Origin of the sequence: Kineobactrum salinum (assembly GCF_010669285.1) — a bacterium.
Classification (GTDB): Bacteria; Pseudomonadota; Gammaproteobacteria; order Pseudomonadales; family Halieaceae; genus Kineobactrum; species Kineobactrum salinum.
In genome coordinates, this window is sequence record NZ_CP048711.1 from 227,513 (window position 1) to 240,040 (window position 12,528).

11 protein-coding genes are annotated in these 12,528 nt (G+C 58.1%); 6 read left to right on the top strand and 5 right to left on the bottom strand.

Going from position 1 to position 12,528, the window contains the following annotated elements; genetic code table 11:
- Positions 1-149: 149 nt before the first annotated feature.
- Genes G3T16_RS01015 through G3T16_RS01025 form a run of 3 tightly spaced genes read left to right on the top strand, consistent with a single transcriptional unit; the run spans position 150 to position 3,189 of the window.
- On the top strand, positions 150-1,019 hold the full coding sequence (locus G3T16_RS01015) for a putative selenate ABC transporter substrate-binding protein (RefSeq protein WP_163493452.1): 870 nt from the start codon (positions 150-152) through the stop codon (positions 1,017-1,019).
- Positions 1,019-1,696: an ATP-binding cassette domain-containing protein gene (locus tag G3T16_RS01020; RefSeq protein ID WP_163493453.1), complete on the top strand. Its 678-nt coding sequence runs from the start codon at positions 1,019-1,021 to the stop codon at positions 1,694-1,696. The genes G3T16_RS01015 and G3T16_RS01020 overlap by 1 nt, the downstream gene beginning before the upstream one ends.
- Positions 1,696-3,189, top strand: coding sequence for a PhnE/PtxC family ABC transporter permease (locus G3T16_RS01025; RefSeq protein WP_163496907.1), 1,494 nt, complete (start codon positions 1,696-1,698; stop codon positions 3,187-3,189). The genes G3T16_RS01020 and G3T16_RS01025 overlap by 1 nt, the downstream gene beginning before the upstream one ends.
- A gap of 301 nt (positions 3,190-3,490) precedes the next feature.
- Here G3T16_RS01025 and G3T16_RS01030 read toward each other — a convergent pair whose 3' ends face one another.
- Both G3T16_RS01030 and G3T16_RS01035 read right to left on the bottom strand, forming a co-directional pair.
- Positions 3,491-4,249 (bottom strand): hypothetical protein, encoded by a 759-nt coding sequence (locus tag G3T16_RS01030; RefSeq protein WP_163493454.1) that lies wholly within the window; start codon positions 4,247-4,249, stop codon positions 3,491-3,493.
- Entirely contained in the window at positions 4,242-6,683 is a 2,442-nt protein-coding gene (locus G3T16_RS01035; RefSeq protein ID WP_163493455.1) for a Lon protease family protein, read from the bottom strand. The genes G3T16_RS01030 and G3T16_RS01035 overlap by 8 nt, the downstream gene beginning before the upstream one ends.
- A 259-nt stretch (positions 6,684-6,942) precedes the next feature.
- Here G3T16_RS01035 and ppsA point away from each other — a divergent pair, with 259 nt between their 5' ends.
- Positions 6,943-9,330: a phosphoenolpyruvate synthase gene (gene ppsA, locus G3T16_RS01040; protein ID WP_163493456.1), complete on the top strand. Its 2,388-nt coding sequence runs from the start codon at positions 6,943-6,945 to the stop codon at positions 9,328-9,330.
- Between the two features lie 58 nt (positions 9,331-9,388).
- Here the strand turns inward: ppsA and G3T16_RS01045 are convergent, their stop codons facing one another.
- Complete coding sequence (locus G3T16_RS01045) at positions 9,389-9,814, bottom strand: DUF6746 family protein (protein WP_197911818.1); 426 nt, start codon at positions 9,812-9,814, stop codon at positions 9,389-9,391.
- Between the two features lie 436 nt (positions 9,815-10,250).
- On the opposite strand from G3T16_RS01045, the gene G3T16_RS01050 reads away from it, so the two are divergent.
- Both G3T16_RS01050 and G3T16_RS01055 read left to right on the top strand, forming a co-directional pair.
- Positions 10,251-10,694: a VOC family protein gene (locus G3T16_RS01050; RefSeq protein ID WP_163493457.1), complete on the top strand. Its 444-nt coding sequence runs from the start codon at positions 10,251-10,253 to the stop codon at positions 10,692-10,694.
- Between the two features lie 21 nt (positions 10,695-10,715).
- Positions 10,716-11,084 carry a YciI family protein gene (locus tag G3T16_RS01055; RefSeq protein ID WP_163493458.1) on the top strand — a complete coding sequence of 123 codons (369 nt, stop codon included), beginning with the start codon at positions 10,716-10,718 and terminating at the stop codon, positions 11,082-11,084.
- A 205-nt stretch (positions 11,085-11,289) separates the two neighbouring features.
- Here G3T16_RS01055 and G3T16_RS01060 read toward each other — a convergent pair whose 3' ends face one another.
- Together G3T16_RS01060 and G3T16_RS01065 are read right to left on the bottom strand one after the other, a co-directional pair.
- Complete coding sequence (locus G3T16_RS01060) at positions 11,290-11,619, bottom strand: cytochrome-c peroxidase (RefSeq protein ID WP_163493459.1); 330 nt, start codon at positions 11,617-11,619, stop codon at positions 11,290-11,292.
- Positions 11,616-12,494, bottom strand: coding sequence for a cytochrome c peroxidase (locus G3T16_RS01065; RefSeq protein WP_163493460.1), 879 nt, complete (start codon positions 12,492-12,494; stop codon positions 11,616-11,618). The genes G3T16_RS01060 and G3T16_RS01065 overlap by 4 nt, the downstream gene beginning before the upstream one ends.
- Between the last annotated feature and the right edge of the window lie 34 nt (positions 12,495-12,528).

Here is a 12,528-nt window from a genome sequence, read left to right on the forward strand (position 1 = left end):
GGCCTGACCGGCGAGAGGCTGGAGATGAAATTCCCGTCCTCCCCGAGCCAGGATTCCTGGCAGTCAGATCTCCTCTACCTGGTTGTAAAAACCAACGACTTGAGATACAAAGCACCCCGCACGTAACCTCCAGCACAAGGCTCCCTTAGATGCGCTATTTAACCGCATTACTGGCCCTGTTGGTGTCCATAGGCGGCTTTGCCGCGGATACTCAGCGCCCGCAATTCACCTTTACCGCAATACCCGACCAGAATGAAGCCGAACTGATGCGGCGCTTCGAACAGGTTGCCCACTACCTTTCCGGACAACTGGGGGTGAACGCCAGGTATATTCCGGTCAAGAGTTACCCGGCAGCAATTACTGCCTTCAGAAACAATCAGGTTCAGCTGGCCTGGTTTGGCGGACTTTCCGGGGTTCAGGCGCGCAGGATGGTGCCAGGTTCCGAAGCCATTGCCCAGGGCTATGAGGACCAGTTTTTCAAGACTTATTTTATCGCCCACAAGAGCGCCGGCATCACCCCGGGCGATGAGCTGCCACAGGCCATTGCCGGCAAGACCTTCACCTTCGGCTCAAAGGGCTCCACATCCGGGCGGCTGATGCCGGAGTTCCATATTCGGAAGGTTTTTGGCAAAGCGCCGGCGCAGGTATTCTCCCGGGTGGGGTTCAGCGGCGATCACAGCCGGACCATTGCGCTGGTGCAATCTGGTGCCTTCGAGATTGGTGCACTTAATTATGCGGTCTGGGACAAAGCCGTCGTGCAGGGAGACGTGGATACGAACCAGGTATCAGTTATCTGGACCACGCCGGAATACGCCGACTACCAGTGGACGGTGCGAGGTGATATCGATGAACACTTCGGAGCCGGCTTCAAGGAACAGTTGGGCCGCGCATTACTGGCCATTGATGACAAGAGAATACTGGAAAGCTTCTCCAGGTCCGGCTTTGTTCCAGCTGACAACGATGTCTATCAGGCGATCAAACAAACCGCACAGGATATCGGCCTGCTCGACGACTTCTGATGAGCCTGCTGCTCGAGCTGAAAGACTGCCGGCTAAACTATCCGAGCAACGTCAAAGGCGAAGACGACAAACTGGCCCTGGCCATAGATCACCTGAGCATCCGGGCAGGGGATCGTATCGCCCTGCTTGGCAAAAGCGGCGCCGGCAAGAGCACACTGTTGCGCCATATCCGCAGCCAGTTGAGTGACCGGGCCAGCTGGTGTCCTCAAGACGCTTCGCTGGTGCCGCAGCTCAAGGTTTTTCACAATATTTGCTCAGGTGCCCTGGATCGCCATTCAGGTTTTGTAAACCTGAAGAACCTGCTGCTGCCCTCATCGCGTTTCAAGGCCGAGGTCGCTGCCCTGGCTGAACCGCTGGGAATTTCAGCATGGCTCTGGACCAAGGCCGATGAACTCTCCGGCGGCCAGCAGCAGAGAGTCGCCATCGCCCGAGCGCTCTATCAGCAAAAACCCATCCTGCTGGCCGACGAGCCGGTGTCAGCGCTGGACAAGTTGCAGGGACAGAGGATTCTCGAACTTCTCGCGAGTCGTCACGGCACCTCGGTGATTGCCATGCATAACGCGGAGCTGGTTTTGGCAGTATGCAACCGGGTGATCGGACTGAAGGACCAGCGGATACTGCTGGACTGTCGCGTCGATCAGCTCGGTGCCGAAGCCATCAGGCAACTGTATCAGTGATGCTCTTTTTCAAGCGCTTTCGCCAGCAGCGACGCAGCCTGAGAAGACTCACCTTCCATTTTGTAGCAATTGCCCTCTTCTGTCTGATATTTGCTGATATCGATATCAGCACCCGAAGCCCGGGCCACGAATTGTGGCTGATGGCGCAGGGGCTGGTAACGCCCCGGATTGATGATTCCCGGCAATGGCTGGATGCCGTCATCTACACCCTGACCTTCTCGCTGCAAGGCGTCATCCTGGCCGCCGGCCTCGGTTTCATTCTGGCAGTGTTCTACCATCTGGCATGGGTGCGGGTACTTGCCGCCAGCCTGCGCTCGGTACACGAGGTCTTCTGGGCGCTGATATTCATACAAGTCCTTGGCATTTCCACCCTGGCGGGTGTACTCGCAATTATGCTGCCCTTCGGTGGAACCATGGCCAAGGTCTACGGCGAGCAGCTGGAGGAAGTGGACCCCTCCCCTGCCAACGCAGCGTCGCCGGGTGGGAGCACAAGCCTCAGTCACTTCTTCTACACCAGACTGCCGCTGGCCTTCCACGCGATGCGCAACTACACCGCCTATCGGATGGAGTGCGCCATCCGCTCCTCCGTGGTGCTGGGTTTTATCGGCCTGCCCACGCTGGGCTTTCATCTGGAAACCGCGTTGCGCGCCGGCGACTACTCCTCGGCAAGCGCCCAGTTGCTCACCCTGCTGGCACTGGTGTACTCGCTGCGATTCTGGTTCCGGGCGAAATGGCTCTGGATCCTGGTGCCGGTGGCCTTTGTCGCCAGACCGCCCTATGGGCAGTGGAACACCGCCAACCTGGGCCAGTTTCTGCGGGACTGTGTGCCGGCGCCGCTGCGACAGGACTGGCCCGCGGAGAAAACCCTGAGCTGGCTGCTGGGACTCGGTGAACAAATCGCCTCCGGGGTCTGGAATACTGTCGTGCTGGCGCAGATCGTGCTGGTGCTGACCGGTATTTTTGCCCTGCTCGGTTCCACCCTGAATTCCCCGCACTTTGCCGCAGGCATGTCGAGAAGGGTCGGTGACGGCGTCCTGTTGATCCTGAGATCCCTGCCCGATTACCTGTTGAACTTTATCGGCCTGATTGTACTGGGGCCCTCCATGCTACCGGCCATAATAGCGATGACGCTGCACAACGGCGCCATCATCGGGCACCTGCTGGGTGCGCACAGCAGCGCAATCGAACCGGCCGTCGTCCCGTCCGGCCCGCTCAGCCGCTTCGTCTACTACTATGTTCCGACCCTGTATCAGCGTTTTCTGGCTTACTGCTTTTACCGCTGGGAAATTATCATTCGCGAAACCGCCATGCTGGGTATCCTCGGCATCCCCACCCTGGGCTTCTATATCGACTCCGCGTTTGAGTTTCTGCGCTTTGATGTTGCCATGATACTGATTGCCGTCAGCGCCGGCATGACGCTTTCAGCAGATTGCTTCTCGAGAAAACTCAGGCAGCAGTTCCTGCGGTACGGCCAGGACCAAAAAGAACTGTAGTGAACAGCTCCATGGATGTTGGTGTTATCCTAGAAGCACCGGGCTCAGCATTCGATACAGGCTCATCGCAGTTTAGCTGTCAACAAAGATGCTCAACCGGTGCGGAGCGCAGATAGCGTTCGCTAAAGATATCCTCCGGCAGGCCGACATCCTAAGCCAGCGGGCTGTAGCGGACCAGGATCTTCGAGCCCGCCTGAAGGTTTTCCATGCTGCCCAGCACAGCTCATGGTGATCGGCATCGACGCTGCGGCCACTGACGTCCTCGTAACAGTAGTACGGACCAGGCACAGAGTAGCTTGTATCAACCCACTACCAGAATAGGCGCCTCGCTCTGACGATTGAGTTCCCGCAGAGCGGCTTCGCCCAGATCCACAGTAAAACTGGCAGGCAGCAGCATCAGATCCGCGTCAGTGCCCGACTGCAGCTTTCGTAACAGCTCGCCGGTGTCGGCGGTACTGATCCAGTAAACCCGGGCGCCGCTCTCTGACAGCGCAGATATAATACGGCTGGGAATCGCTTTATTGCCGTAGACCAGAATTCGGCGGGTCAGCCCGGCGGCCACCAGATCCTGTAGCAACAGGAAACAGCGGTCCGATGCCTGACAATTGTCATATACCCACTGGACAGCTTGCAGCGGCGCCCCTCCCTGAGCCATACCAGTCCGGCGGCGGGTCTTCTTGACCGCCGGCAAAAACAGGTCCCGCCGCCTCTCAAGGACGACCTGAAAAGAAAAGTGCTCCGATGTCTCCTCCATCCTGAAGGAGACCTTGCGCGGCCGGACCCGCTGTTCCAGAAAGTCCGCTATCAAGGCGCTTTTCTGTCGCTGCAACTGATCGAGGCTCGCCGAGGCCAGCTCCCGCTCCTCTCCCGAAGCCGTCACAATCTCCGTGGTGAAGGGTAGCCGGGCCACTTCCCGCAGCAGTTCGTCGCTTATCAGGCGTGCGTTGATTCCGGCCTTCAACCTCTCCGCCAGCAGGATCGCCGCATCCAGTGAGGTATGACGGACCCGCTGAGGATCGATGACAATATATATTTCCCGTTCCGGGATATCGTTACTCATCGTCGCCTCTGCCAGGCTGATCGTCGTGTTCGGAACTGGAAAAATTCTTGCGTTTGGCTGTCCAGTCGTCAAGACAGGCCATCACCTTGCCATTGATACTGCCCTTCGGATAATTGCCCTCGGTATCCTTTTCTCCGGCCGGCGTACCGAGAAGAATCTCCAGGGCCTCGTCAATGTACTCCACCGCATAGATGGCAAACTGCCTTTCCCTCGCGGCAGCGACCACATCTTCCCGCAGCATGAGATGTTTGCGATTGGCCGAAGGGATGATAACTCCCTGCTTGCCGTTGAGGCCGCGGGCGCTGCAAATGTCAAAAAAGCCCTCGACTTTTTCGTTGACGCCACCGATAGCCTGGACCTGACCCAACTGATTGACGGACCCTGTAGCCGCAAAATGCTGATACACCGGGATACGGGAGAGTGAGGAGATCAGCGCCGCCAGCTCCGCAACCGAAGCGCTATCGCCCTCCACGCCGCCATAGGACTGCTCAAATGCCAGGGTGGCCGCCAGGGAATGAGGTCTGTCCGCGGAATAGCGGCTGGCGAGAAAGGACGAGATGATCATCACACCCTTGGAGTGAATACGACCGCCGAGTTTGGCCTCCCGCTCGATATCAATTACGCCTCCGGATCCCAGTCGGGTCGTTGCCGTTATCCGGGTAGGTTTGCCAAAGGCATAATTGCCGAGCTGATAAACTGACAGGCCGTTGACCTGCGCAATTTTGGCACCCTCCGTGTCCACCAGCTGGATTTCCCGAAGAATATGTTCATGGGATCTTTCCCGCAGCTGGTCCACCCGAAAGATACCCGCTTCCACCGCCTTGCCGACGTCCGCCCTGGTGATGGTCTCGGCGTTATTTTGCCGGGCCAGGTAATCACTCTCCCGCAGCAGGTCACTGAGGCTTCCGATATGCAGTGAAAGTTTTTCGGCATCCTCAATATTCCGGGAGCACTGTTCGATCACCCGGGCCACGGCACCCCTTTCCAGCGGCAGTAACTGATGACGGGTCTGCAAGGTCTTTACCAGCCTGGCAAACAGGCGGACACTCTTTTCCTCGATGGCTGTGTCTTCCGACATGTCGGCCGCCACCTTGAACAATTGGCCGAACTCGGGATCGAACTGTTGCAGCAGGTAGTAGATGTGGCGGTCTCCGGTGAGAATGACCTTGGTATTCAGGGGAATGGGCTCCGGTTCCAGTTGGATGGTACTGGCGAAACTGAACATCTGCTCCAGGGACTGAATGCGAATTTCCCGGGCCTTTAGAATCCGCTTCAGCGCATCCCAGGCGAAGGGGTTGGTCAGCACCTTTGCCGCATCGAGCACCAGGTAGCCGCCATTGGCCTGGTGCAGGGCGCCGGGCTGGATCAGGTTGAAGTCAGTGATCAGTGTGCCGTATTGGGAAAGGTGTTCTATACGCCCCACCAGATTGATGAACGAGGGATTATCCTCGTGAACCACCGGGGCATATTTCTGCTCCGAATTGTCCACCAGCACATTGACACTGTAGTGACGGAATTCCCGTGCCTTGGTATGCGCCATCTCGGCGGGCAAGTCCCCCTCGCCCTCCGTCTGGCGAAATGCGTCGACATTTTCGATAACATTTGTCTTGACCGCTTCCAGATAATTGAGAACTTCCGGTAGCGATTCATATTTCAATTTGAGATCCTGAAACAGCTGGTCGATCACCAGCTTGCTGTACTCCCGGTTCAGGTCACGCATTTTTTCCCGCCCCTCTTTCACCCACTGGGGCAGCTGACGGACAATGGCTTTCAACTCTTCCTTGAGGGACTCGACTATCTCCATCTGGCGTTGTTTTTCCGCATCGGGCAGCGTCTCGAAATCCGCCGGGGAAAGAATCTTGTCGTCCCTGGTGGGTGCCAGGGTATAGCCGTTGGGGGTCTGAATCAGGGCCACGCCCTTGTCTTTGGCCTTCTCGCTCAACTCATTGAACGCCTCTTGTTCACGCTGAGTGTAGCGCTCCGCCAGATCCTGGACCTGGCTCTGGTACTCCTCGCTCTGGAAGGCAGCGGGAATACTGATCAGCAGATCTTCCACTGTGTGCAGCATATCTTCCCGGAATGCCCTGCCGGTACCGGCCGGCAACGCCAACATGATCGGCCTGTGGGGCTGGTCGAAATTGTTGACATAGCACCAGTCCAGCAAGCTGGACAGGGGCTCCCTGCCCTGATCCAGTATTTCCGCCAGCAGCTCATGTTTGCCCACGCCGGCGGACCCCAGAAGAAACATGTTATAACCGTCGTGGCGGATACCCATCCCGAACCGGAGCGCCTCCACTGCCCGATCCTGACCCAGGTGATCCGCCAGCGGTTCCAGCTCGTCGGTGGTGTCGAAACCCAGATCATCCAGGTTACAGGGCCGATAAAGCGCCTCGATCGCAAGTGGGTCGATTGACTTCGTGTGAGTGGAATCCATACTTTATTTCCAGTGCTTATAACGAGGTTTGTAATCAGACCGTGTAAATCCTGGGAACCGCCGATCAAGTCGCTGGCGCCTCAGGCTTTACCTTGCCGGGCGTGTCAAGGCAAAGCGCCGCAGAGCGGGCCTTTGGTGCACACTGGACTGCGTCGCAGCGCTCGTCAAGAACAACCACCTTGACCGTCATGATACAAGCAGTCCTTCAAGATGATAAAGTCAGGGTTGACCGGAAACCGGATATTCAGTGGAGAACCTCATGACGGCAGATAGCAGGCAGGTCATCTCCTTCGAGGAGGTCAATCGCAGCGCAACGGCACAGGTGGGCGGTAAAAATGCCTCCCTCGGCGAGATGGTGTGTCATCTGGAGGGACAAGGCGTCGCAGTACCACCAGGCTTTGCGACTACCTCTCACGCCTATTGGCAGTTTGTAGAACTGAACGAACTGAAACAGCCAATCATGGATGCACTCAAGGACATGCAAGAGGGCAAGGCAACACTTGCAGCGACAGGCACATTGCTGCGCCGGCTGTTCCTGAAAGGAACCTGGCCGGAAGACACTGCCCAGGCTATCCGGGACGCCTATGCCCAGCTCTGTGTTCGTATCGGCCGGGATGATGCCGATGTCGCCGTGCGCTCCAGCGCCACCGCCGAAGACCTGCCCGAGGCCAGCTTCGCCGGCCAGCAGGAAAGCTTCCTCAACATTCGAGGCGCGGACGCGCTGCTGGATGCCTGCCGCCAGTGTTATGCCTCACTGTTTACAGACCGGGCCATCAGTTACCGGGAAACAAAACACTTTGACCACCTGCAGGTAGCGCTTTCTGTGGGTGTTCAGGTCATGGTGCGTTCCGATACCGGCAGTGCCGGCGTCATCTTCACCATCGACCCCGAAACAGGTTTCGACAAGGTGGCAGTTATCGACGCGGCCTGGGGTTTGGGAGAAACCGTAGTGCAGGGGACGGTGGAACCGGATGAATACCAGGTTTTCAAGCCTCTGCTGACGAAAGACCAACTGGAGCCAATTATTGGAAAACGGCGCGGCGCCAAGGAACTGAAAATGGTATATGCCGAGGATGGCGTCAAGTCCACCCGGACGGTCCCCACCTCTCGCGCGGAACGCGAGGCCTTTGTCCTGGCCGACGCCGAAATTCTGCAATTGGGTCGCTGGGCCTGCATCATTGAAAAGCACTACGGCTGTCCCATGGATATCGAATGGGCCAAGGATGGGGAAACCTCTGAATTATTCATCGTGCAGGCACGCCCGGAAACCGTACAGTCCCGCAAGGTCGCGGGCAAATTTCTCAGCTACCGCCTGAAGAACAAGGGCAAAAAACTGGTCGCCGGCCTCAGCATCGGCGACGCGGCGGTCACCGGCAAAGTCTGCGTACTGGACAGCGCACAGGATATCGACCGCTTTGTCGATGGAGCCGTGCTGGTCACCGAAAATACCGATCCGGACTGGGTGCCCATCATGAAACGCGCGGCAGCCATTGTTACCGACCACGGTGGACGCACGTCTCATGCCGCCATTATAAGCCGCGAACTGGGGCTCCCCGCCGTGGTCGGCAGCGGCAATGCCAGCAAGGTGCTGAAGGATAACCAGGAAGTAACCGTGTCCTGCGCCGAAGGAGACAAAGGCTTTGTCTATGAGGGCTACGCCGAAGTGCTCACCGACGCCATCGATCCTTCCGACCTGCCCGTAACTCGCACCCGAATTATGCTCAACCTGGCCGATCCGGCATCCGCCCTGCACTGGTGGCGCCTGCCGGCGGACGGCGTAGGCCTGGCCAGGATGGAGTTCGTAGTGGGCAACCACATCAGAGTGCACCCCATGGCCCTGGTCAACTACGAGCAACTGGAGGACAGCGGGGTCAAGCGCCAGATTGATGAGCTGACCAAGGGTTATACAGAGAAGGCGGACTATTTCGTTGATCAACTGGCCCTGGGGCTGGCCCGTATCGCCGCCGCCCTGTACCCCGACCCTGTGATTGTCCGCATGAGCGACTTCAAGACCAACGAATACGCCAACCTGATCGGTGGCGCCGGCTTCGAACCTCACGAAGAGAACCCGATGCTGGGCTTCCGCGGCGCCTCCCGTTACTATTCCCCCCGCTACCGGGAGGGTTTCGCCCTCGAGTGCCGCGCTATCAAACGGTTGCGGGAAGCTATGGGCTTCACCAACGTCGTAATGATGATCCCCTTTTGCCGCTCCATATCAGAAGCTGACAAGGTGCTGGAGGTCATGACTGCCAACGGGCTGCAGCGCGGCAAAAATGGGCTTGAAGTCTATGTGATGTGCGAAATACCCTCCAATGTGATTCTTGCCGCCGACTTTGCCAAACGCTTTGACGGTTTTTCCATTGGTTCCAATGACCTGACCCAGCTGACGCTTGGAGTGGACCGGGACTCAGACGAGCTTGCGCACCTGTTCAGCGAAGAGGACAAGGCGGTCAAGTGGATGATCAGCCATGTGATCAAAGCCGCACACGAAGCCGGAACCAAGGTCGGCCTGTGCGGACAGGCACCCAGCGACCATCCCGAGTTCGCCACTTTCCTGGTGGAAAGCGGAATCGATTCGATATCCGTCACCCCCGACAGCTTTATCCGGGTCAAGCAAAAGGTCGCAGAGGCAGAGAAAAACGCTTAGTGGCCTGCAGCAAGCTGCTGACGGGTCATGCTGAAGGATAATTTGCTACGATGACGAATCACTGCCCCTCCCCGTTGCTTGCTTGCGACGGTGCTCGAGGAGCGCGAATGATTTCATCTGCCATTTTCAGATAGGCACTGCCCGTGCTTTGCACTGTATGGGTATCAGTTTGCTCCGAGGCGAGATGTACTTCCTCCAACATTGCAGCCAGCCCGTCAAGCTCCGACCGAATTTTGTTCAGGGCGTTTTCCAGGGTGTACGTCAGTTCGTGGATTTCAACCATCCGCCGTGGCGACAGGTCATTCTTATCCAGAATATCCCCCAGTTCTTTGTTGTGATCCCTGAAATTGAGCAGAGCGGCTGCCAGCGTTTCGGACGGTTTACCCTTGAAATGATCGGGGCGCTCCGAAGACAGGGCTGCCCCCGAAAAAACAGGGACAAGCACGATTGCTGTCATGACCAGCGCTAATTTTCTCATGAGCATGGTGGTTCTCCTGATGACTTGATAGGTATTAAATAGAATGCGAAAACGTCACTGGCCTCCCGCTCGGCAGCGCTCACTCCACCGACGCCAACACGAGCCGGCGGCATGCCGTTCCAAGTTGAGCGACCGATAGCAAAAGACAGCAAAGCCGATAGCCTTTCCACACCAGTAATGATAACGATAATCATTCTAATACATGACGGGGAACGAAAACAACCCCGGCCAAAGAACGAAATACCGGGGCGGGAAGCCCGGTCCCAAGCCCCGCGAGAGGAAAATATTTCCGGCTGTTGTCGATATCATCGTTTCACTCTCGACTATTGGACGACCACGCAATCGCAATACAATGAAACGCCTGATATATCTCTGCCTGATCTATGGCGAGAAGCCCTGATGGCTGCGATAGACCATATGACATCGACGAAAGGAGTAAACCATGCAAGTCCAGACCTACCTTTATTTCAACGGCTGCTGCGAGGAAGCGCTGGCCTTTTACCGCCAGCATCTGGAGGCGGAAGTGCTCATGTCCATGCGCTTCAGTGAAAGCCCCGTCCCCATGGAGGGCAGTGGCGAAGGCTGCACCGGCAATACCATGCCCCCGGGGTATGAAAACAAGATCATGCACTGCTGTTTTCGCATCGGCAAAACGGAAATCCTGGCTTCCGACGGCATGTGCACAGGTACACCGGATTTCCAGGGCTTTTCCCTCGCCCTGACCGTCGCCGACAAAGAGGAAGCGCAGCATAAGTTCGGCTTGCTCGCCGACGGCGGCGATATCCAGATGCCCATGGAAGAAACCTTTTTCTCGCCGGCCTTTGGCATGGTGAAGGATCGCTTCGGTGTATCCTGGAGCGTCCTCGTGGAACAACCACAGGGCTGACAGGAGCAAGGAAGCCCGATAATGAAATACCTCTGCCTCGCCTACGAGGAAGAACGCAAGCTAACCGAGCTGACAGACGCGCAGTGGCGCGAACTGCGCCAGGAAACCCTGGATTACGTCGCCGATCTGCAGCAGCGGGGTAAACTGGTACTCACCAATGCGTTGCAGAGTGCCCGCTCGGCCCACACGGTGAAAATTCGCGAGGATCAGCGCGCCGTCACCGACGGCCCCTTCGCCGAGACCAAGGAACAGATCGGCGGTTTCTTCCTGATCGAGGCAGAGTCTGAAGACGAAGCCCTCGACATCGCCGCGGGCTGGCCGTCGGCACGGATCGGTACCATTGAAGTGAGACCCATTGAAGAAGCGCTGCGGCTCAAAGGCCGCTACTGAGTCCGTGGAGTATTGCCATGACTGTGGATGAATTAGCACCACCTTCTACCAAGGGCGCCGCATGCCAACGACCAACCGGCTGCACCAACCTGCCCTTGCCAAAGGCAGAGGACATGTTGCGCCAATAGTCACACAGGAACCTGGGGACGAGCGCGGCAAACCGCACGACTTAGACTCTGCAGAGTGCGAGGCATTGCTTTGAATTTTAATGTTGCGTGCTTGAGCGTGTATCCCCGATAGACTGGCTACGGCCGTCTCTGACCAGCGTGTCGATATTGCTGCCGGTCAGCGCCTGCAGAAACTGGACAAGGTCCTTCCGCTGATCCGCATCGAGGTTCAGGGGGCGAATGCGCGGGTCCAGCCCGGGATGCTGCACGCCGCCACGGTTGTAGTAATCCACCACGGACTCGAGGTCGGGCAAGCTGCCGTCGTGCATATAGGGTGCCGTGATGGCCACGTTGCGCAGACTGGCCGCGCGGTACAGCCAGCGATCCGCGCTGTTCCCGGTAGCCTCGTACCGACCCAGGTCATTCACGTTTGGCAGCTCGAATGATACGGTTGGCACCACTTCCACGCCCGGTGCCAGACGCAGGCGGTCGATGGTCCGGCCCGCCCCATACTGCGCGCGTAGCCGATGCCTGTATCATAGTAGGCATCGTCGGTGAAATGCGCATGGTCCTTTGCCACGGTGTGGCAGCCGATACAGCCTTTGTTCCGAAACAAGTCCCAGCCCCGCCGGGCCGCGGCGCTCATGGCGCCCTCCTCGCCCCTAAAATACCAGCGGTCGAAGGGGGAATTGGCGGCCAGCAGGCCTCGCTGATAACTGGCCAGGGCCATGCCCACGGTTTCCACGGTCAGCCCCTGTGGAAAGGCCGTCTCGAACAGGCCCTGATAGTCCCCGGCGTTGCGGATGGTGTCCAGCACGAAACCAATGGAGGGGTTGGCCATCTCGTTGGCCTGGAGCAGCGGCTGCCAGACCTGGTTTTCCAGGGTGGATTCCCGCCCGTCATGGAACAGCGCGCGCCGGTAGGCCACGTTGAGCAAGGTGGGAGCATTGCGCCTCACGAACCGGCCCTGGAACCCTACGGGAGTACGCACTTCCCGCTGGCTGAAGCCCTGTTCAGGCACGTGACACATAGCGCAGGACAGCGTACCGTTGAAGGACAGACGCCGGTCGTAAAACAGTTTGCGTCCCAGCTTGACCCTGGTCTCGGTCATGGGATTGCGGGCGGGAACCGGTACCGCCGGAAGGCCCAGCGGCGGTGACTCGACCAGCGCGACAAGGTCCGCGGGTTCACCCTCGATGGCGGCCAACACCCGGGAGGCGGACGCACCTGCGCAGGCCCTGGCTGTCACTATGAGAGCCATTCCCAGCAGCAACACCAGCAGTGAAAGGCGGCTTGCGGACACGGCGGTTTGGTCTATCCTTGATGCATTGCAACAA

Bases quoted from the DNA above. Each gene is read 5' to 3' on its own strand.
- G3T16_RS01015 (WP_163493452.1), top strand. From the start codon at position 150: ATGCGCTATTTAACCGCATTACTGGCCCTGTTGGTGTCCATAGGCGGC.
- G3T16_RS01020 (WP_163493453.1), top strand. From the start codon at position 1,019: ATGAGCCTGCTGCTCGAGCTGAAAGACTGCCGGCTAAACTATCCGAGC.
- G3T16_RS01025 (WP_163496907.1), top strand. From the start codon at position 1,696: ATGCTCTTTTTCAAGCGCTTTCGCCAGCAGCGACGCAGCCTGAGAAGA.
- G3T16_RS01030 (WP_163493454.1), bottom strand. From the start codon at position 4,249: ATGAGTAACGATATCCCGGAACGGGAAATATATATTGTCATCGATCCT.
- G3T16_RS01035 (WP_163493455.1), bottom strand. From the start codon at position 6,683: ATGGATTCCACTCACACGAAGTCAATCGACCCACTTGCGATCGAGGCG.
- ppsA (WP_163493456.1), top strand. From the start codon at position 6,943: ATGACGGCAGATAGCAGGCAGGTCATCTCCTTCGAGGAGGTCAATCGC.
- G3T16_RS01045 (WP_197911818.1), bottom strand. From the start codon at position 9,814: ATGCTCATGAGAAAATTAGCGCTGGTCATGACAGCAATCGTGCTTGTC.
- G3T16_RS01050 (WP_163493457.1), top strand. From the start codon at position 10,251: ATGCAAGTCCAGACCTACCTTTATTTCAACGGCTGCTGCGAGGAAGCG.
- G3T16_RS01055 (WP_163493458.1), top strand. From the start codon at position 10,716: ATGAAATACCTCTGCCTCGCCTACGAGGAAGAACGCAAGCTAACCGAG.